Source organism: Streptomyces hygroscopicus subsp. hygroscopicus, assembly GCF_030269125.1.
GTDB classification, from domain to species: domain Bacteria; phylum Actinomycetota; class Actinomycetes; order Streptomycetales; family Streptomycetaceae; genus Streptomyces; species Streptomyces hygroscopicus_C.
Genome location: NZ_BSSM01000010.1, coordinates 13,708 through 33,418 on the forward strand (window position 1 = coordinate 13,708; position 19,711 = coordinate 33,418).

Here is a 19,711-nt window from a genome sequence, read left to right on the forward strand (position 1 = left end):
GGTCACCGAAGCGGGCGATGCTGGAAGGAAACCGTGTGAGCCGGATTTCGGTCCGGGGATTCGCAGTGGCCTCGGCCACCGCGGTCACCGCCGTCGGAAGCGTCGTCGGAGTTGCCTCGGGCAGCGTCGCGCAGAACAACGACGCCGAGCCGACGGCAGCAGCCGACACCACGCTCCTCGCGGACATACCGACGGGTCAGCAGGCCCAGGTCCAGTCCGCGACCCTGACGCAGCAGGCCGATTCGCAGGCCATCGCCGCGGACGCGAGCGCCAAGAAGGACGCCGAGGAAGCGGCCCGCAAGGCCGCCGCCGAGACCGCGATCGCGAAGAAGGCAGCCGCCGAGAAGGCGGCCGAGGAGGCCAAGCAGCGCGCGGAGACCAAGGCCGCCGCCAGCCGCGGCGACATCAACGCCAGCTTCCCCGTGCAGACCTCGTACACGGTCGCGCAGATCCAGGCCATGGCGCGCCAGATCGTGCCGTCCGGTCAGTACCAGTGTTTCAGCAACATCGTGAACCACGAGTCCAGCTGGAACTACCGCGCGGTCAACCCTTCCTCGGGCGCCTACGGACTCGTCCAGGCCCTCCCCGGCGGCAAGATGGCCTCCGCGGGTGCCGACTGGCAGACCAACCCGGCCACGCAGATCAAGTGGGGCCTGAACTACATGAACGAGCGTTACGGCAGCCCCTGTGACGCCTGGACCTACTGGCAGGCCAACGGCAACTACTGAGTTCCGTCCCGCCACGCTCAACCCCGCGCAGCCCCTTCCCGTCCTCTGGGAAGGGGCTTTCGCCCTGTACGGTCGTAACCGCACGACTCCATGGGGGGAGTGGTGGCGAGCACCCGAAGACGCGGGGGAAGAGGACGGATCATGTCGCGAGTGCCAGGGTGGCTCGGCAGGCTGGGCGCCGGTCTCACCGAGATGAGTGAGCGGTTGGACGCCCGGCAGGCGGAGGTGGCACAGGAGGACAGCGCGCCCGTTCCGCCGGCCGGACCGGCCCGCCCGAAGCCGGCCGCGGCCGACACCGCCGATGCCGTGGCCGACGCGGTGCCGCACGCCCGCCGTCCCGTGGCGTCCCCGCCGCCCGCGCCCCGCCCCGACCCCGCCCAGGCCGTGCCCTGGGGAGTACGGGTCGCGGCCGAGGCCGGCTGGCGGCTGCTCGTGCTCGCGGGCACCGTCTGGGTGCTGATGCGGGTCATCAGCGCCGTCCAGCTGGTGGTGTTCGCCTTCGTCATCGCCCTGCTGATCACCGCGCTGCTGCAGCCGACGGTCGCCCGGCTCACCCGCCGCGGGGTGCCGCGCGGCCCGGCCACGGCGCTCACCGCGATCAGCGGCTTCGTGGTGATCGGCCTGATGGGCTGGTTCGTGACCTGGCAGGTCATGGAGAACATCGACACGCTCTCCAACCAGATCCAGTCCGGCATCGACGATCTGCGCAACTGGCTGCTGAAGAGCCCGTTCCACGTCACCGACAAGCAGATCAACCAGATCGCCAAGAACCTGCGCGAGGCCATCGGCGCCAACGCCGACCAGATAACGTCCGCGGGCCTGGAGGGCGTTCAGGTCATAGTGGAGGCCCTGACCAGCATCCTGCTGGTGTTCTTCTCGACGCTCTTCCTGCTCTACGACGGCAAGCGCATCTGGCAGTGGGTCCTGAAACTGGTGCCCTCCGCCGCCCGGGAGGGCGTGGCCGGCGCCGGTCCGCGTGCCTGGCGCACCCTGACCGCGTACGTCCGCGGCACGGTGCTGGTCGCCCTGATCGACGCGACCTTCATCGGCATCGGGATCTACTTCCTCGATGTGCCGATGGCGGTCCCGCTGGCCGTGTTCATCTTCCTGTTCTCCTTCATCCCGCTGGTCGGCGCGGTCGCCTCGGGGGCGCTCGCGGTGATCGTGGCCCTGGTCACCCAGGGCGTGTTCACCGCCGTCATGACCCTGGTCGTGGTGCTCGCCGTCCAGCAGATCGAGGGGCATGTGCTCCAGCCCTTCATCCTGGGCCGCGCGGTGCGGGTGCACCCCCTCGCGGTGGTGCTGACCGTGGCGGCCGGCGGCATGGTGGCCGGCATCGGTGGCGCGGTGGTCGCCGTACCGCTGGTGGCGGTGACGAACACCGTGGTGGGCTATCTGCGGCAGTACTCCGAGGAGTCGAACCAGCCGCCCACCGCTTCCCCCGCCCTTGACGAGACGGCGGAGGAGGCGGCGGACGGGACAGCGGCACCGAACGCGGAAGACCCCGCCCACCAGGGGTGAGCGGGGTCCTCGTGAAGCGGGACCGGCCTACTCGGCCAGCACGGCCTCGGCGTCCAGGGTGGCGCCGACCGCCTGCACGACGGCAGCGATCTTGAAGGCCTCCTGGATGGTGTCGCGCTCCACGCCGGCCTTGCGCAGCACCTGCTCGTGCGAGTCCAGGCACGAGCCGCAGCCGTTGACGGCGGAGACCGCGAACGACCACAGCTCGAAGTCGACCTTCTCCACGCCCGGGTTGCCGATGACGTTCATCCGCAGGCCGGCGCGCAGGGTGCCGTACTCGTGGTCGGACAGCAGGTGCCGGGTGCGGTAGAAGACGTTGTTCATCGCCATGATGGCGGCCGCGGACTTGGCCGCGGTGTACGCCTCCGGCGAGAGGTTCGCCTTCGCCTCCGGCTCCAGCTCACGCAGCACGATCGGGGAACGGCTGGCGATCGCGGTCGCGAGCACCGTGCCCCACAGCTGCTGCGCCGGCAGGTCGGAGTTGCCGATGACCGAGCCCAGGTTGAGCCTGAGGTCCTTGGCGTAGTCCGGGACCCGGGCCTTCAGCGAGTCGAGCGACATGGGTCACTCACCAGCCAGCAGCGCGACCGGGTCGAGGGTCTCGTCGCCCTTGTTCCAGTTGCACGGGCACAGCTCGTCGGTCTGCAGGGCGTCCAGGACCCGCAGGACCTCCTTGGGGTTACGGCCCACGGAACCGGCGGTCACCATCGTGAACTGGATCTCGTGGTTCGGGTCCACGATGAACACGGCGCGCTGCGCGAAGCCGTCCTCGCCCTCGATGCCCAGGTCGCGCATGAGCTCGTGCTTGGAGTCGGCCATCATCGGGAAGGGCAGCTCGGTCAGGTCCGGGTGGTCCTTGCGCCAGGCGTGGTGCACGAACTCGGAGTCACCGGAGAAGCCGAGGATCTGGGCGTCGCGGTCGGCGAACTCGTCGTTCAGCTTGCCGAAGGCGGCGATCTCGGTCGGGCAGACGAAGGTGAAGTCCTTCGGCCAGGCGAACACGACCAGCCACTTGCCCTCGTAGGACTTGTGGTTGATCTGCTCGAACTCCTTGCCCTTCTCCAGAGAGACGCAGGCGGTCAGGTCGAACTCGGGGAACTTGTCACCGACAGTGAGCACAGGGTCTCCTCGCAGCGAAGAATCACCCCTTTTGGGGGCGATTCCCATGGGTTGGACGTTACCGATGTTGGCACAGGGTGCATTGATTAGGGAAATAGCTATACTCGGTCGTGTTGATCGGAGGTACCTATCAGTGGCCGTCAGTAACGGCAAGCGGAGGCAGCCGAGCCTCGCACAGCTGCGTGCCTTCGCCGCCGTGGCCGAGCATCTGCACTTCCGGGACGCGGCGGCGGCCATCGGCATGAGCCAGCCCGCCCTCTCCGGCGCGGTCGCGGCGCTGGAGGAGACACTCGGAGTGACCCTCCTTGAGCGTACGACGCGCAAAGTACTGCTCTCGCCCGCGGGGGAACGGCTCGCGGTGCGGGCCAAGGCGGTGCTGGACGCGGTCGGCGAACTCCTGGAGGAGGCGGAGGCGGTGCGTGCCCCGTTCACCGGGACGCTGCGCCTCGGGGTGATCCCGACCGTGGCGCCGTACCTGCTGCCGACCGTGCTGCGGCTCGTGCACGAGCGCTATCCGGACCTCGACCTCCAGGTGCACGAGGAGCAGACCGCGAGCCTCATCGACGGCCTCGCCACCGGCCGCCTGGACCTGCTGCTGCTCGCCGTCCCGCTCGGTGTCCCCGGCATCACCGAACTCCCCCTGTTCGACGAGGACTTCGTGCTCGTCACCCCGCTCGACCACTGGCTCGGCGGGCGCGAGGGCATCCCGCGCGAGGCCCTGAAGGAGCTGAACCTGCTGCTCCTGGACGAGGGCCACTGCCTGCGCGACCAGGCCCTCGAGATCTGCCGGGACGCGGGCCGCGGACTGACGGGGGCGGGGCGGAGCCCCTCGGCCGAGGGGGGTGACGGGCGGCGGGCGGGCGCGCCGGTCACCACGACCGCCGCCGGACTGTCCACGCTGGTCCAGCTGGTCGCGGGCGGCCTCGGCTGCACCCTGCTGCCGCGCACCGCGCTCAAGCTGGAGACCACCCGCAGCAGCCAGCTCCTCACCGGGTACTTCGCCGACCCCGCCCCGAGCCGCCGGGTCGCGCTCGCGATGCGCGCGGGGGCGGCACGCGGTGCCGAGTACGAGGAGCTGGCGGGGGCGCTGCGGGAGGCGCTGCGGGTGCTGCCGGTGCGGGTGGTGGACCGGGGCCGAGTGCCGTAGCAGGAGGGCCCCTCCCGGACGGAAGGGGCCCTGCCGCGAAGGGGGTCGCCCCCGTGGTCTCACTCCGTCCGCAGCCCCTCCGGCCGCATCAGCCGCAGCAGCGGCGGCAGGCTCAGCGCGGTGACCACGAGGACCACCGCCGCGCCGGCGCCGGTCATCGACAGCACGCTCGGCCAGTCCACGCCCAGCGGCGAGCCGACCATCTTCAGCAGCACACAGCCCAGCGTCAGCCCCACGGCCGAGGCGAGCAGCAGACCGAGCGCGACCGGTATCGCCGTCTGCCAGAACACCGACAGACCCAGGGTGCGCCGCCGGGTGCCGAAGGCCATCAGCGACGACAGCGACCTCCGCCGCTCCCGCAGCTGTTCCAGCTGGGTCACCAGCAGGCTCGCCCCGATCAGCGCCAGCACGCACAGGGCGCCGACGTACAGGCCGGTGCGGATGGAGGCGAACTTCTTGGACTCCTCCGTCGCCGACCACGTCATCGCGTCGGCGAACGGGTCGACCCTCGCCGCCGTGTTGCGGACGTACTCGGTCGCGTCCGGCACCGACGGGTCGAGGGAGAGGAACACCGCCCCGTCCAGCAGGCGGCTCAGCCGATCGGGCAGCGCGGCCCGGGTCAGCAGGATGCCGCCGCTCTTCGCCCCGTTGGGCCCCGTGATCGCGCGGGCCGGCTTCAGCCCCTTCGGTACGCTCCAGCGCACGTCCGCGCCGCGGCCGGTGCCGTCGGCCGTGTCGACGTGCAGGGTGGTGCCCGGCCGGGCGAGCCGGGTGGTGGACGAGTCGTCGTCCGTGCCCGTCGCCACGAAGGCGTCCCCGTCGCGGCAGGACGGCAGCGTGGCCCACTCGCGCAGGGCGGCACAGGTGCCGACGGTCAGCGACACCGTGGTGTCGGGCCCGCGCCGCCAGTCCCTGTCGCCGAGCGTGGCACTGCCCAGCGAGGTGGCCGCCCGCACGCCCCTGGTCGCGGCGAACCGCTCGCCGGCCGCGGTGAAGGGGGTGCCCTTCGACAGGTTGACCTGCATCTGCGCCCGGGTGACGTCCTTCCCGGTCTCCTTGGTGTAGTCGCCCTGGACGCCCGCGAAGAGCATCTGGAGCGCGACCGCGCCGGCCACCGCCACGGCGATGCCGTTCACCATGCGGGCCGCCGAGCCGCTGCTCAACTGGAGCCGCCTCACCGCCAGTTGCCAGGCCACCGAGCCGTGGTGCAGCCGGGCCACCAGTGCCTCCACGGCCCACGGGAGCAGCGCGGTGACGCCGACGAGCAGCAGCAGGACGCCGCCGGTGACCAGGTACTGGTTGAAGTCCCCGCCCGAGCGGCCCTGGCCGATCATCGGGGCGAGCATCGCGAGACCGCCCAGCGGCAGCAGCAGCCGCCACCACAGCCTGCGGCGCGCGGGCCTGGCCGTACGGACCACGCCCAGCGGCTCGATCACCACGCCTCGCAGCGCGAACAGGGTGACCAGCACCGCGGCCGCCGGGACGGCGAGGGCGACCAGCGCGGCCAGCGCGGGCGAGGGGTCGAGAGAGTCGGGGAACACGCTGATGCCCACGACCTCCACCGACCCCGCCAGCCGGCGGCCCAGCAGGAAGAAGCCGGTGCCGAAGACCAGCCCGACCAGCGATCCGGCCAGCGCCTCGCCCGCCGCGATCCGCCGGGTCATCCGGCTGTCGGAGCCCACCAGGCGCAGCGCGGCCAGCCTGCGGTCGCGCCGCTCGCCGCCGAAGCGCACGGCGGTGGCGATGAACACGGCGACCGGCATCAGCAGCACCACGAAGACGAGCAGCACCAGCAGGATCAGCACCGGGTCCGCCCGGGTCGCCGGGGCCTTGTTCGGCGATCCGTACGTGGTGATCCGGGCGGTCTGATAGCCGTTGATCTTGGGGGCGAGGTTCTTCGCCCCGGCGTAGTAGGCGAGTTCACGCGAGCCGACCAGCCCGGCCTCGCCGATCGTGCCGGTGATCCGGTACGGCAGCCGGTCCCGCAGTATCGCGCCGTCGCCGGAGGCGAGCAGCTCCTTGAGCGCGGGGGAGACCACCATGTCGCCCGGCGCCGGGTACGCGGACAGGCCGGGCGCGACCGGCGCCTTCGGGCCCTCCGGCTCGACCAGCCGGCCGCGCACGCCCCGGCCGCGGAACACGGTGTCGGTGTCGGCGATCACCAGGGTGTTCGCGGCCTTCGGCCGGCGCGGGCCGTAGGTGTAGTCCGCGCGGGCGCCGTCCCGGTCGTGCCGTACCGCGAGCGCGGTCGGGATCGCGGTCGTCAGCAGCAGCAGCGCCACACCGAGGCCGACCCCGACCGCCGTCAGCAGCACCCGGGTCCAGCCCTCGCGCCCCCCGGTGAACGCGAACCGGAAGCCCAGGCCGAGGTCCCTGCCCCACTGGCGGGCGCTCATACGGCGCGCTCCATGTCCCGGGACCTGCCGTCGCGCACGACGATCTCCCGGTCGGAGTAGGCGGCGACCCTGGCCTCGTGCGTGACCAGCACGACGGCCGCGTTGGTGGAGCGGGCCGCGTCGGTCAGCAGCTCCATCACGCGCTCGCCGTTGAGGGAGTCGAGCGCGCCGGTCGGCTCGTCCGCGAACACCACCCGGGGCGCGGTGACCAGCGCCCGCGCCACCGCGACCCGCTGCCCCTGGCCGCCGGAGACCTCGCCGGGCCGCTTGCCGCCGAGGTCGTCCACCTCCAGCCGCTCCAGCCAGGTCAGCGCGGCCCGCTCGGCCTTCCTGCGCGGGGTGCCGCACAGCCGCAGCGGCAGGGCCACGTTCTCCACACAGGTCAGCTCGGGCACCAACTGGCCGAACTGGAAGACGAAGCCGAACTCGCTGCGGCGCAGCGCGCTGCGTTCGGCGTCGCTCATGCCGGCCAGCTCCCGGCCGTCGTACGTGATGGAGCCGGAGTCCGGCGGCACGATGCCGGCCAGGCAGTGCAGCAGCGTCGACTTGCCGGACCCGGACGGGCCCATCACGGCGACGACCTCGCCGGGGTGGATGGAGAACTCGGCGCCGTCCAGCGCGACCGTCGGGCCGTACGCCTTGCGGAGGTCCCTGGCGGTGAGCAGGGACCCGGGGGGAGGGGTCACGCGGCGACCTCCGCCCGCAGCTTGTCCAGACGCGCGGTGGTCAGCTCCAGCCAGCGCAGGTCGGCCTCCAGGTGGAACAGCGCGTGGTCGCAGATCAGCTGGTCGGCGAGATCGCCCTTGCGTTTGCGGTCGGTCAGGACACGCATGCTGCGCAGGTGCTCGGCCCGCTGGATGTCGAGGATGCCGGCGGCGTCGCGATGGGTGAGGAGGGCGAGGACGACCTTGGTGTACAAGGTCGACTGGAGGTACTCCTCCGGCTTCTCCGGGGTGGCGAGCCAGCGCTGCACGTCGGTGACGCCGGCCTCGGTGATCGCGTACCGCTTGCGCTCGGGTCCGCCGCCGGTCTCGATGCCGTCGACCTCCACGAGGCCGTGCTTCAGCAGCCGGGACATCGTCGAGTAGACCTGGCCGTAGTGCAGGGGCCGGTCCTGACCGAACTTCTCGTCGAAGGCCCGCTTGAGGTCGTAACCGTGGCGCGGGCCGGACTCCAGGAGTCCTAGGAGGGTGTGACCGATGGACATGGGCCGCACTCTACACACTGTGTATACGCGGTGTGTATACATGGCGGCGGCGGGCCGGTCGCCGGTGATCCGCTTCCCGGCGCCGAGCAACCCCGGGCCACCGGTAACCGTCGGTTCCCTTGGAACGGGTGCTGATTCTCACGTCCGTAAAAGAGTGGATCGGTTGCCCTTTGTCATAGAGGCGGGTGTTAGCTTTCGGAGCTGACCACCGAGACGGAAGCGGAGCGAAGGGCCCATGGGACGAGCGGAAGAGAGACGAGCGCGACAGCGCGGCGGCCACCGCGCGGCGCCCCAGCGTCGCCGCTCGATACCCGAGGCCGGCCACGGCTCGGCCGGCCTCGCTCCCGGGGGCAAGCCCCGCAAGAGCCTCCTGCGCCGGATCTTCTCCTGGAAGAAGATCCTCGGCACGTTCTTCGGGCTGTGCCTGCTGTGCATAGGCGGCTTCGCCGCCGCGTACACGCTGGTGGACATCCCGGCGGGCAACGACCTCGCCAAGCAGGAGAGCAACGTCTACAAGTACAGCGACGGCACCCTGCTCGCCCGCGTCGGCACGACCAACCGCGAGAGCGTCGACCTGGACAAGGTTCCGCTGGACGTGCAGCACACCTTCGTCGCGGCCGAGAACAAGAGCTTCTACACCGACTCCGGTGTCGACCTCAAGGGCCTGGCCCGCGGTCTGTACAACACGGCGATGGGCCGGGGCACCCAGGGCGGTTCCACCATCACCCAGCAGTACGTCAAGAACTACTACCTGAACCAGGACCAGACGGTCACCCGCAAGCTCAAGGAGATGGTCATCTCCCTGAAGGTCGACCAGAAGAAGTCCAAGAGCGACATCCTCGCCGGGTACATCAACACCAGCTACTACGGCCGCGGCGCGTACGGCATCCAGGCCGCCGCGCAGGCCTACTACCGCACCGACGCCCAGAAGCTCACCGTCGAGCAGGGCGCGTACCTCGCCGCGCTGCTCCAGGCGCCGAGCCAGTACGACTGGGCGGTGGCGACCCCCACCGGCAAACGGCTCGTCCAGGCGCGCTGGAACTACGTCCTGGACAACATGGTCAAGCAGCACTGGCTGGACGCGGGCAAGCGGCAGGCCATGAAGTTCCCCCAGCCCAAGGAGCCCAAGGGCACCCCCGGTGAGCAGGGCACGAAGGGCTACCTGGTCGAGCTGGCCAACCAGCAGCTGGAGGACCGGCTGGTGGCGCAGGAGGGCATCAGCCACAAGGACGCCGTCCAGCAGGTGGTCGACCGCGGCTGGACCATCACCCTCAACATCGACAAGAAGAAGCAGGCCGCGCTGGAGGCCGCGGTCAAGGAGCAGCTGACCGGCAGGCTCGCCCCCAAGCAGCGCCGGGCCGACGCCGACGTGCAGGCGGGCGCGGTCTCGGTGGACCCGAGGACGGGCAGGATCGTCGCCCTCTACGGTGGCCAGGACTACTTCAAGCACTACTACAACAACGCGACCCGCACCGACTACCAGCCCGCCTCCACCTTCAAGCCGGTCATCTTCGCCGCCGCGCTCCAGCAGGGCTCCGTCACCCAGGACGGCAAGCCGATCAACGCCGACACGGTGTACGACGGCACCAGCGGCCGCCAGGTCGTCGACCACGGCGGCAAGGTGGGCTTCGGCCCGCCGAACGAGGACGACGCCGACTACGGGAACATCACCGTCCAGAAGGCCATGAACGACTCCGTCAACTCCGTCTTCGCGCAGATGGGTGTCGACGTGGGCATGGGCAAGGTGATGAGCACGGCCAAGGAACTCGGCATGGACACCACGGGCATGCAGGCCGTGCCCGCCCAGACGCTCGGCTCGATGGGCGCGAGCCCGCTGGAGATGGCCGGGATCTACGCCACCTTCGACAACCACGGCTACAAGGTCACACCGTCCATCCTGAAGGCGGCCGAGCAGAAGGACCGCAGGGCCGACATCGCCGACCCGATCGGCGGCCCGGTGATCAGCCGCACGACCGCGGACAGCGTGACGTCCGTGCTGACGGGCGTGGTGGACGACGGTACGGCCAGCAGGACCGTCGCGAACAACCCGCTGCGTGCCGGCCAGCAGGTGGCGGGCAAGACCGGTACGTCCGACTGCGACCGCTCCGCCTGGTTCACCGGGTACACGCCCGACCTGGTCACCTCCGTCGGCCTGTTCGGCGAGGCGGCCAAGGCGGGCGGCCCCGGCTGCGACGGCGGGACGGTCAGGAAGGGGGACCACGTGACCCTCAACGGCCTGATGGGCGGTGGCCGCGTCAACGGCGGCGGCCCCCCGGCGCAGATCTGGGCGTCGTACACGTTCGGTGTCACCCACGCGGCCACGTTCGACCTGAACACCTCCCAGGGCGCCGCCGTCGAGACGCCGACGCCCACGACCAGCCCCAGCCGGAGCCCGTCCCAGTCGCCCTCGCAGTCCCCGTCGAGTACGCCGTCCACGTCCACCTCCCCGACCCAGTCGCCGAGCCGGACGCCGACCCAGAGCCCGTCCCAGACGCCGACCCAGTCCCCGTCGCAGTCCCCGTCGACGCAGCCCCCGACGGGCGGTCCGACGGATCCGAACCCGCTCCAGCTCGGCAGACCCCAGCGGCAGGATCAGCAGCAGCCGTAGCGGACACGAGCGGAGGGCGCCCGGTTCACCACCGGGCGCCCTCGGCGTCGTGGTCAGCCGCGGTGCAGCTCGAACCACACCACCTTGCCGGTGCTCAGCCGCGTCGCGCCCCACCGGCGGGCCAGCTTGTTGACCAGGTACAGGCCGCGGCCCCCCTCGTCCGTGGCCCGTGCCTGCCGCAGCCGCGGCAGCTGGGGCACGTCGTCGCCGACCTCGCAGCGCAGTACATGCGTGCGCAGCAGCCGCAGCGTCACCGGCCGGGACGCGTACCGTACGGCGTTCGTCACGACCTCGCTGACCAGCAGCTCCACGGAGTCGCTGAGGTCCTCCATGTCCCAGCGGGCGAGCGCGCGCCGGGCCAGCCTGCGGGCCTGGCCCGGCGCCGAGTCCTCCGGCTCCAGCGTCCAGTACGCCACATCGCTCGGCGCGATCCCGTCGAAGCGGGCCGCGAGCAGCGCGATGTCGTCGTCCCGGTCGCCGGGCCCGAGCATGTCGAGGACCTCGTCGCACAGCGCCTCCAGCGGCGGCGGATGGTCCGGACCGGTCAACTGCGCGGTGGCGGCCAGCCGTTCGCGCAGCTGCTCTATGCCCGTCCACACGTCCCGCAGCCGGGACTCCACCAGGCCGTCGGTGTACAGCAGCAGCGTGGCCCCGGCCGGCGCGTCCAGTTCGACCGCCTCGAAGTCCACCCCGCCGACGCCGATCGGCGCGCCCGGCGGCACCCGCAGCACCTCGGCCCGCCCGCCCAGGTGCAGCAGCACGGGCGGCGGATGGCCGGCGTTGGCGATCGTGATGCGGTGCGTGACCGGGTCGTAGACGGCGTACAGGCAGGTCGCCATGCGGTCGGTCCCGAGCCGCTGCGCCTGCTCGTCCAGGTGGTGCAGCACCTCCTGCGGCGGCAGATCGAGCCCGGCCAGCGTCTGCGCGGTGGTGCGCAGCTGGCCCATGATCGCGGCCGAGGTCATGGAGTGGCCCATCACATCGCCGACGACCAGCGCGACCCGGCTGCCGGGCAGCGGGATCGCGTCGTACCAGTCGCCGCCCACCCGCGCGGTCTCCGCCGCGGGCAGGTACCGCGAGGCGAGCCGCACCCCGGTCGGGCGGGGCAGGGTCTCGGGCAGCATGGTGCGCTGCAACTCGTCGGCGATGTAGGCCTCACGGCCGTACAGCACAGCCTTGTCGATGCCGAGCGCGCTGTGCGTGGCCAGCTGCGCGGCCACCAGCAGGTCGTCCGTCTCGAACGCGAGCCGCTCGGGGCGGCGCAGGAACAGGGCCGCGCCGATCACCCGGCGCCGGCCGCGCAGCGGGGCGAGGATCGCGTGCTGCCCGGACGGTACGAGCGCCTCCGCGCCGTCGCCGAGCAGCTCGGGCAGTGCGGCCCTGGCCGCGGGCGCGTCCGCGAACACGGGGCGCACCCCGCGCAGCACCTCGTTCAGCGCGCCGCCGGGGCGCACCTCGCACAGTTCGGTGGTCAGCGAGGACAGCTCCGCGAGCGCGACCGGCTCGGGCTCGGGCTCGAACACGCCGGGCAGCAGGACACCGTCGGTGTCCCGCTCCTCCGGTATGCGGTCGGTGCGGCGCAGCCGCAGCACGACGGGCCCGGTGGGCCGTTCGTCGCCGACGGGCAGCGGGTCGCGCAGATAGACGAGGATCGCGTCCGAGAACGTCGGCACCGTGGCCCGGCACAGACCCATCACGATCTCGTCCAGGTCGAGGCCGCGGGCGATCCGCCGGGTGGCCGCGCCGACGAACCTGAGCCGGTCCCCGTCGCGCCGCATGGGCATCGGCCGCCCCGGTGGCAGACCCCGTCCGGTACGGCGCTCGGGGCCGCCCGGCGTCCGCTCCTGGTCGGCGCCGGGCTGCGGCGGAATGGCCTCCGCGGGGCGCGGGCGATGGGTCGCGCCGGCGTCCGCGGTGGCGGGTTGGGAGTGCTCCGGGCCGTTGACTGGGGGCTCCTTCCCCTTGCCGTCCATTGGCTGGCCGCACGAGGCGGCCGTACCCGGTCCGCAGGGCGTCCCGTCCGCCCGTGCCTGCACGGGTAAGGCGGGGGTGCCGACCGGTTCCTGGGCACGCACGAGCGCCCCGCGGCCGTCCGCGGGGTCGGCGCCCGGCTGGGGGCGCTCGAAAGAGGTGGGCTGCTCCGTCACGCGTGTCGCATCCATCCGTCCGGGACCCCGCGCTGGGCGCGCGATTGGTCCCGCAGAAGTCCCGATACCCGCAATACATGTCCAGGGAACGGATTTCGCGCGCGCTCGGAGGATGTTCCCGTGCCACCGGCGAGGCCGGCGCGCCCGGCGGTGCCGCCCTGATACCCCTCGTTCACGTCCCTGCCGCCCCTCGGTGACGATCGGTCAAGCCCGGCGCTTGCCCCGGAAGTTGTCGCTCCGAAGCGCCCTTGCGGAGGACGATCCTACGTTTCTCGCCCGGGGGCGCATCAAGAGTCTCATGAGGACACGTGCGCGGGCGTACGGTCCCAGTCCTCGGGGAGTGACGGTACCGCCCAGGACTCGTCCGGTCGCCACCCCGGCCAGCCTTCCGAGAACGGCGGCCCCCAGGCCTGGATCGCGGAGACCGCCGCCCGCCCGGCCGCCCGGACCCGTCCGGCGGTCTCCGCGGTCATCAGCCCGTCCCGCTGCGCCTGGGCGAACTCGTCCTCGTCCCGCCAGTGCCAACTGCGGTCCGGGCGCACGTCGATGTCCAGGAAGTGGTCCTCGGAGTCCACTCCGCCCGCCCAACGGGCCAGCGGCTCCTCCAGGTTGACGTACCAGTTCTTGAACCGCCAGCCCGGCTCCCAGAACAGCCACACCGACCAGGGGGTGCCCGGCTGGGCCAGCTTCAGCACGCCGGTGCCGAGCCAGCGGTCCCGCCGTACCGTGCGGGGCTTGGTGTAGCGGGACTCCAGCGGCTCGCGGTGCACCGGCGTGCCGTCGGCCAGGGCCGGCTTCACGCACTCGGTGCCGGGGGCCAGCCACACGGCGAGCAGTTCGGCGTCGTCGCGTACGACGGTGACGGGGCGCACGATGTGGAACCGTGTCCCGCCGTTCTCCCGGTAACGCCACAGGATCTGAGTCCCGGGCGCCCAGTACGCCGCAGGTCCCGCCGCCGCTCGCCGCATCGTTCCGTCGTCCTTCATGGGCAGATATTAGGTGCCGGGCGGGGCGGGCGCTGCGGCGCGGGTCACGGTTCCCCCGTGCGCGTGCGCGGTGGCCGGAAAGGCCGGCGGGGCCTAGGGACGCGTCATCCGCAGCACGTCCAGCGCCTCGTCCAGTTGCCGGACGGTCAGCTCGCCGCGTTCCACGTACCCGCCCTCCAGCACCACCTGACGGATCGTCTTGCGCTGCGCGAGCGCCTGCTTGGCGACCTTCGCGGCCTCCTCGTACCCGATGTACTTGTTCAGCGGGGTGACGACGGACGGCGACGACTCGGCGTACTCGCGGGCGCGTTCGCGGTCCGCGGTGATGCCGTCGACGGTGCGGTCGGCCAGCAGCCGGGTGACGTTGGCGAGCAGCCGGATCGATTCCAGGACGTTCTTGGCGATGACCGGGAGCATCACGTTCAGCTCGAAGTTCCCGGCGGCGCCCGCGGTGGCGATCGTGGCGTCGTTGCCGACGACCTGCGCGGCGACCATCAGCACGGCCTCCGGCACCACCGGGTTGACCTTGCCCGGCATGATCGAGGAGCCCGGCTGGAGGTCGGGCAGCCGGATCTCGGCCAGGCCGGTGCGCGGGCCGGACGCCATCCAGCGCAGATCGTTGGCGATCTTCGTCAGCCCGACCGCGATGGTCCGCAGCTGCCCGCTGGTCTCCACGACGCCGTCCCGGGCGCCCTGCGCCTCGAAGTGGTCGCGGGCCTCGGTCAGCGGCAGCCCGGTGACGCGGGCGACCTCCTCGATGACGGCCGCGGAGAACCCGGGCGGGGTGTTGATGCCGGTGCCCACGGCGGTGCCGCCCAGCGGCAGCTCGGCCAGCCGGGGCAGCGAGGCGCGCAGCCGCTCGACGCCGTAGCGCACCTGGGCCGCGTACCCGCCGAACTCCTGGCCCAGCGTCACGGGCGTGGCGTCCATCAGATGCGTGCGGCCCGACTTCACCACGTCGGCGAACTCCGCGCTCTTGCGCTCCAGCGCGGCGGCGAGGTGGTCGAGGGCCGGGATCAGGTCGTGGGTGACGGCGGCGGTGGCGGCGATGTGGAGGGAGGAGGGGAAGACGTCGTTGGACGACTGGGAGGCGTTGACGTGGTCGTTCGGATGCACCGGGCGCCCGAGCCGTTCGCTCGCCAGGGTCGCGACGACCTCGTTGGTGTTCATGTTGGACGAGGTGCCCGAACCGGTCTGGAAGACGTCGACCGGGAAGTGCTCGTCCCAGTCGCCCCGGGCGACCTCCTCGGCCGCCTCCTGGATCGCCTGGGCGACGTCCTCGTCCAGCACCCCGAGTTCCGCGTTCACCTTCGCCGCGGCAGCCTTGATCCGCGCCAGCGCCTCGATGTGCGCGCGCTCGATCCGCTGCCCCGACACGGGGAAGTTCTCCACGGCCCGCTGCGTCTGCGCCCGCCACTTGGCGCCGGCCGGCACCCGGACCTCACCCATGGAGTCGTGCTCGATGCGGTATTCGTTCATACCGGGTACAGCGGGCGGGGGCGCGGGGTTGTTCCGGGGGTTGGGCCGTTGGACGCGGCCCAACCCCCGTACGGGTCAGACGAGACCCGGGCCGCGCACCGGGATCGACGTGAACGTCGGCTGCGGGGCCGGGTCCTGGAAGAAGTCGTTGCCCTTGTCGTCCACGACGATGAACGCCGGGAAGTCCTCGACCTCGATCTTCCAGACGGCCTCCATGCCGAGCTCCTCGTACTCCAGGACCTCGACCTTCTTGATGCAGTCCTGGGCGAGACGGGCGGCCGGGCCGCCGATGGAGCCGAGGTAGAAGCCGCCGTGGGCGTCGCACGCGTCGGTGACCTGCTTGCTGCGGTTGCCCTTGGCGAGCATCACCTTGGAACCGCCCGCCGCCTGGAACTGCTCCACGTAGGAGTCCATCCGGCCGGCCGTGGTCGGACCGAACGAACCGGACGCGTACCCCTCGGGCGTCTTGGCCGGGCCGGCGTAGTACACCGGGTGGTCCTTCAGGTACTGCGGCATCTCCTCGCCCGCGTCGAGGCGTTCCTTGATCTTGGCGTGCGCGATGTCCCGGGCCACGACGAGCGGACCGGTCAGCGACAGCCGCGTCTTGACCGGGTACTTCGTCAGCTCGGCGAGGATCGTGTCCATCGGCTGGTTGAGGTCGATCTTGACGACGTCGCCGTCGGACTCCAGGTGCTCGTCCGTCGTCTCCGGCAGGAAGCGCGCCGGGTCCGTCTCCAGCTGCTCCAGGAAGACGCCCTCGGCGGTGATCTTCGCGACGGCCTGGCGGTCGGCCGAGCAGGACACGGCGATGGCGACCGGGCAGGACGCGCCGTGCCGGGGCAGACGCACCACGCGCACGTCGTGGCAGAAGTACTTGCCGCCGAACTGCGCGCCGATGCCGATCTTCTGGGTCAGCTCGAAGACCTTCTCCTCCAGCTCCTTGTCCCGGAAGCCGTGGCCGAGCGGGGAACCCTCGGCCGGCACGTTGTCCAGGTAGTGCGCGGAGGCGTACTTCGCGGTCTTGAGCGCGAACTCCGCGCTGGTGCCGCCGACGACGATCGCCAGGTGGTACGGCGGGCACGCGGCCGTACCGAGCGAACGGATCTTCTCCTCCAGGAACTTCATCATGGAGGCCTCGTTCAGCACGGCCTTGGTCTCCTGGTACAGGAAGGACTTGTTGGCCGAGCCGCCGCCCTTCGCCATGACCAGGAACTTGTAGGCGCCGCCGTCCGTCGCGTACAGCTCGATCTGCGCGGGCAGGTTGGAGCCGGTGTTCTTCTCCTCCCACATGGTGAGCGGAGCCATCTGCGAGTAGCGCAGGTTGAGCTTGGTGTAGGCGTCGTAGATGCCGCGCGAGAGGTGCTTCTCGTCCTCGCCTTCGGTGAGGACGTTCTGCCCGCGCTTGCCCATGACGATCGCGGTGCCGGTGTCCTGGCACATCGGCAGCACGCCCGCCGCCGCGATGTTCGCGTTCTTCAGCAGGTCCAGGGCGACGAACTTGTCGTTCGCGGACGCCTCGGGGTCGTCGATGATGCGGCGCAGCTGGGCGAGGTGGGCCGGGCGCAGGTAGTGCTGGATGTCGTGGATGGCCTCCTCCGCCAGCTTGCGCAGCGCCTCCGGCTCCACCTTGAGGAACGTCCGCCCGTCGGGCCCCTCGACCGTGGAGACGCCCTCGGACGTCACCAGGCGGTACGGCGTGGTGTCCTCTCCCTGGGGGAGCAGATCGGTGTACGCGAACGCTGGGCGGGGTGGTTGGGAACTACGCGGCATCTCAGCCCATTCCTCACTCTGACGGACGGTGCCCGCCGACGCTGGCGGGCCCCACCAGCGTAGAACCTGCCACCGACGGCGAACCTGTGAGGTAAGGCTCAGTGGCCGTGGGCCGGGACCCGGCGGGGCCGCCGTTCCGACACGCCCCGGGTCCTCCACACCCCTAGTCGCGATCTATCGCGTTTCGGTAGTCTGGTGCCGTGGACCTTCAGAAGCCCGCCCGTACCCAGGACGCCACCGCGAGCGTCGCCGCACTGCGCGCCTCGGACGCCGACCGCGACCGGGTCGCCGACATCCTCCGCGAGGCCCTCGCCGAGGGCCGGCTCACCGCCGACGAACACGCCGAGCGCGTGGACGGCGTGCTGAGCGCGAAGACGGTCGGCGAGCTGGAGGTCTTCATCCAGGACCTGCCGGCCGCCCACCAGCGCCCCTCCGGCCCCGGGTACGCCCCCGCGCCGCCGCGCCCCACGGACGACATACCCGCCGAGTCCGACGCCAACGTGGTGGCCGTCCTCAGCAGCGCGGTGCGCCGCGGCCGCCGGCGCGCCGGGCGCCGGCTGCACGCGTACGCGGTCTTCGGCAGCGTCGAGATCGACCTCAGCGAGGCGATCTTCGAGTACCAGCAGGTCGTGATCAGGGCGGTCTCCGTCTTCGGCGACATCCAGATCCGCGTCCCGGAGAACGTGTCGCTGCGCGGCAACGGTGGCGGCGTCCTCGGCAACTTCGAGGTGGCCGCCCTGGACTCGGCCGAGACCGACGCGCCGGTGGTCTACGTCGACGGCTGGGCCGTGCTCGGCAACGTGGAGGCCCGGCCCAGGCGCGGCAAGCTCGTCTCGGACATCCTGGAGCGGGTCCAGGACAAGGTCGAGCGGAGGTTGCGCAAACGCCTGGACCGTTGACGGTCGTGAACTCCCCGGCGATCGCGGGCGGTTGGGAACGCAGTGCATAGGCGCGCGTACAGCGGGTAGGCCTTGCTGCATCGTCTCTCGCTCGCGAAGCCGTCGTCAGGAGTAGACCCGTGCTGCAACCGCCGCATTCGTCCCTGCAGGTAGCTGCCGTACCGGCCCAGCGGGTGCCAGCGCGGGAGAGGGACCAGGACGCACCCTGGCACACCGAGGCCGTGTGCCGCCGCGACGAGGCGAGCCTGTTCTTCGCCCCGTCCAAGGAGCCGACCGCCGCCCGGCTGTCCCGCGAGGAGGCGGCCAAGCGCGTCTGCGCCCGCTGTCCGGTCATGGTCGAGTGCCGCGAACACGCCCTCCTCCAGCCCGAGCCCTACGGCGTCTGGGGCGGCCTGACGGCGGCCGAACGCCGCGTGGTCCTCGCCCGGCGCCGCCGCCGCGAACTGGACCTGAAGAAGGCGGCGCGGGTGACGGCGCAGGAGCGCATAGCCGGCTAGCGCGTCCGGGAAGCGGGGCGGGGGCGCGGCGCGGGCCGACGCCGCCCGGAAAGCAGAAGCGCCCCCTCCGCACAGGGGGCGCTCGCGCTGCTCGACCTACTTGGCTCGCTCGAAATCGATCGCGCTGTAGGCCCGCAGCTTGCTCAGCCGGTGCTCGGAGTCGATCCGCCGCACCGTGCCGGACTTCGACCGCATCACGATCGACTCGGTGAGCGCGGTCTCCGACCGGTACCGCACACCCCGCAGCAGCTCGCCGTCGGTGATGCCCGTGGCGACGAAGAACACGTTCTCCCCGGCCACCAGGTCGTCCGTCGTGAGCACCCGGTCGAGGTCGTGCCCGGCGTCGATCGCCCGCTGCCGCTCCTCGTCGTCCTTGGGCCAGAGCTTGCCCTGGATCGTGCCGCCCAGGCACTTCACGGCACAGGCCGAGATGATGCCCTCCGGCGTGCCGCCGATGCCGAGCAGCAGGTCCACGCCCGTGCCCTCGCGCAGCGCGTAGACGGACCCGGCGACATCGCCGTCGGAGATCAGCTTGATGCGGGCGCCGGCGTCGCGGACCTCCTTGATCAGGCCCTCGTGCCGGGGCCGGTCCAGGATGACGACGGTGACGTCCTCCGGCGTGGCCTTCTTCGCCTTGGCGATGCGCCTGATGTTCACGGCGACCGGCGCGTCGATGTCCACGAAGTCCGCGGCCTCGGGGCCGGTGACCAGTTTGTCCATGTAGAACACGGCGGACGGGTCGAACATGGCGCCGCGCTCGGCGGCGGCCAGGACGGCGATCGCGTTCGGCATGCCCTTGGCGGTCAGCGTGGTGCCGTCGATCGGGTCGACGGCGATGTCGACCTCGGGGCCGGTGCCGTCACCGATGTGCTCCCCGTTGAAGAGCATCGGCGCCTCGTCCTTCTCGCCCTCGCCGATGACGACGACGCCGTTCATCGACACGGTGGAGACGAGGGACCGCATGGCACGCACCGCGGCGCCGTCGGCGCCGTTCTTGTCGCCGCGACCCACCCAGCGGCCGGCGGCCATCGCCGCGGCTTCGGTCACCCGGACGAGTTCCAGGGCGAGGTTGCGGTCGGGAGCCTCGGCAGGAACATCGAGTTCGGAGGGCAAGTGATGATTTTCGGTCATCGGGGCGCACCTTTCTGATACGGCGACGGCCGGATGAGGGTCTTGGCCATGACTCTATCGTTAGGCAGACAAAATG

The 19,711-nt window shown here is 71.6% G+C and carries 16 protein-coding genes; 6 read left to right on the forward strand and 10 right to left on the reverse strand.

Features of this window, described 5'->3' with window-relative positions; translation table 11 throughout:
• The first annotated feature begins 35 nt into the window (after positions 1–35).
• The gene (locus tag QSK45_RS22015) at positions 36–728 is read left to right on the forward strand and encodes an aggregation-promoting factor C-terminal-like domain-containing protein (RefSeq protein WP_285559475.1); all 693 of its coding nucleotides are present in this window, start codon (positions 36–38) and stop codon (positions 726–728) included.
• A 141-nt stretch (positions 729–869) separates the two neighbouring features.
• Entirely contained in the window at positions 870–2,249 is a 1,380-nt protein-coding gene (locus QSK45_RS22020; RefSeq protein ID WP_285559476.1) for an AI-2E family transporter, read from the forward strand.
• Between the two features lie 27 nt (positions 2,250–2,276).
• Here QSK45_RS22020 and QSK45_RS22025 read toward each other — a convergent pair whose 3' ends face one another.
• Entirely contained in the window at positions 2,277–2,810 is a 534-nt protein-coding gene (locus QSK45_RS22025; RefSeq protein WP_285559477.1) for an alkyl hydroperoxide reductase, read from the reverse strand.
• A gap of 3 nt (positions 2,811–2,813) precedes the next feature.
• Positions 2,814–3,368, reverse strand: a complete 555-nt coding sequence (locus QSK45_RS22030) for a peroxiredoxin (RefSeq protein WP_285559479.1) — start codon at positions 3,366–3,368, stop codon at positions 2,814–2,816.
• Positions 3,369–3,501: 133 nt separating this feature from the next.
• Here QSK45_RS22030 and QSK45_RS22035 point away from each other — a divergent pair, with 133 nt between their 5' ends.
• Positions 3,502–4,515 carry a LysR substrate-binding domain-containing protein gene (locus QSK45_RS22035; protein ID WP_285559481.1) on the forward strand — a complete coding sequence of 338 codons (1,014 nt, stop codon included), beginning with the start codon at positions 3,502–3,504 and terminating at the stop codon, positions 4,513–4,515.
• Positions 4,516–4,574: 59 nt separating this feature from the next.
• Here the strand turns inward: QSK45_RS22035 and QSK45_RS22040 are convergent, their stop codons facing one another.
• From QSK45_RS22040 to QSK45_RS22050, 3 genes are read right to left on the reverse strand one after another with little or no spacing between them, the layout of a single operon-like run.
• A complete protein-coding gene (locus tag QSK45_RS22040) occupies positions 4,575–6,911 on the reverse strand; it encodes an FtsX-like permease family protein (RefSeq protein WP_285559483.1) in 2,337 nt (778 codons plus the stop codon).
• Positions 6,908–7,597, reverse strand: a complete 690-nt coding sequence (locus QSK45_RS22045) for an ABC transporter ATP-binding protein (RefSeq protein ID WP_285559484.1) — start codon at positions 7,595–7,597, stop codon at positions 6,908–6,910. Before QSK45_RS22045 ends, QSK45_RS22040 begins: the two co-directional genes overlap by 4 nt.
• Positions 7,594–8,118 (reverse strand): PadR family transcriptional regulator, encoded by a 525-nt coding sequence (locus tag QSK45_RS22050; RefSeq protein ID WP_285559485.1) that lies wholly within the window; start codon positions 8,116–8,118, stop codon positions 7,594–7,596. Before QSK45_RS22050 ends, QSK45_RS22045 begins: the two co-directional genes overlap by 4 nt.
• Before the next feature lie 235 nt (positions 8,119–8,353).
• Here QSK45_RS22050 and QSK45_RS22055 point away from each other — a divergent pair, with 235 nt between their 5' ends.
• A complete protein-coding gene (locus tag QSK45_RS22055) occupies positions 8,354–10,726 on the forward strand; it encodes a transglycosylase domain-containing protein (RefSeq protein WP_285559486.1) in 2,373 nt (790 codons plus the stop codon).
• Between the two features lie 53 nt (positions 10,727–10,779).
• On the opposite strand, the gene QSK45_RS22060 is transcribed toward QSK45_RS22055, so the two are convergent.
• From QSK45_RS22060 to QSK45_RS22075, 4 genes are all read right to left on the reverse strand, one after another.
• Positions 10,780–12,873 carry a SpoIIE family protein phosphatase gene (locus tag QSK45_RS22060; RefSeq protein ID WP_285559487.1) on the reverse strand — a complete coding sequence of 698 codons (2,094 nt, stop codon included), beginning with the start codon at positions 12,871–12,873 and terminating at the stop codon, positions 10,780–10,782.
• Between the two features lie 296 nt (positions 12,874–13,169).
• The gene (gene fomD, locus QSK45_RS22065) at positions 13,170–13,859 is read right to left on the reverse strand and encodes a cytidylyl-2-hydroxypropylphosphonate hydrolase (RefSeq protein WP_285559489.1); all 690 of its coding nucleotides are present in this window, start codon (positions 13,857–13,859) and stop codon (positions 13,170–13,172) included.
• Positions 13,860–13,952: 93 nt separating this feature from the next.
• Positions 13,953–15,338: a class II fumarate hydratase gene (locus QSK45_RS22070; protein WP_285559491.1), complete on the reverse strand. Its 1,386-nt coding sequence runs from the start codon at positions 15,336–15,338 to the stop codon at positions 13,953–13,955.
• A gap of 75 nt (positions 15,339–15,413) precedes the next feature.
• Entirely contained in the window at positions 15,414–17,108 is a 1,695-nt protein-coding gene (locus QSK45_RS22075) for a fumarate hydratase (protein WP_285559492.1), read from the reverse strand.
• Between the two features lie 200 nt (positions 17,109–17,308).
• On the opposite strand from QSK45_RS22075, the gene QSK45_RS22080 reads away from it, so the two are divergent.
• Together QSK45_RS22080 and QSK45_RS22085 are read left to right on the forward strand one after the other, a co-directional pair.
• Positions 17,309–18,007: a DUF1707 SHOCT-like domain-containing protein gene (locus QSK45_RS22080; RefSeq protein ID WP_285559493.1), complete on the forward strand. Its 699-nt coding sequence runs from the start codon at positions 17,309–17,311 to the stop codon at positions 18,005–18,007.
• A gap of 119 nt (positions 18,008–18,126) precedes the next feature.
• A complete protein-coding gene (locus QSK45_RS22085) occupies positions 18,127–18,504 on the forward strand; it encodes a WhiB family transcriptional regulator (protein WP_285559494.1) in 378 nt (125 codons plus the stop codon).
• A gap of 96 nt (positions 18,505–18,600) precedes the next feature.
• On the opposite strand, the gene glpX is transcribed toward QSK45_RS22085, so the two are convergent.
• The gene (gene glpX, locus QSK45_RS22090) at positions 18,601–19,635 is read right to left on the reverse strand and encodes a class II fructose-bisphosphatase (RefSeq protein ID WP_285559496.1); all 1,035 of its coding nucleotides are present in this window, start codon (positions 19,633–19,635) and stop codon (positions 18,601–18,603) included.
• Positions 19,636–19,711: the final 76 nt, after the last annotated feature.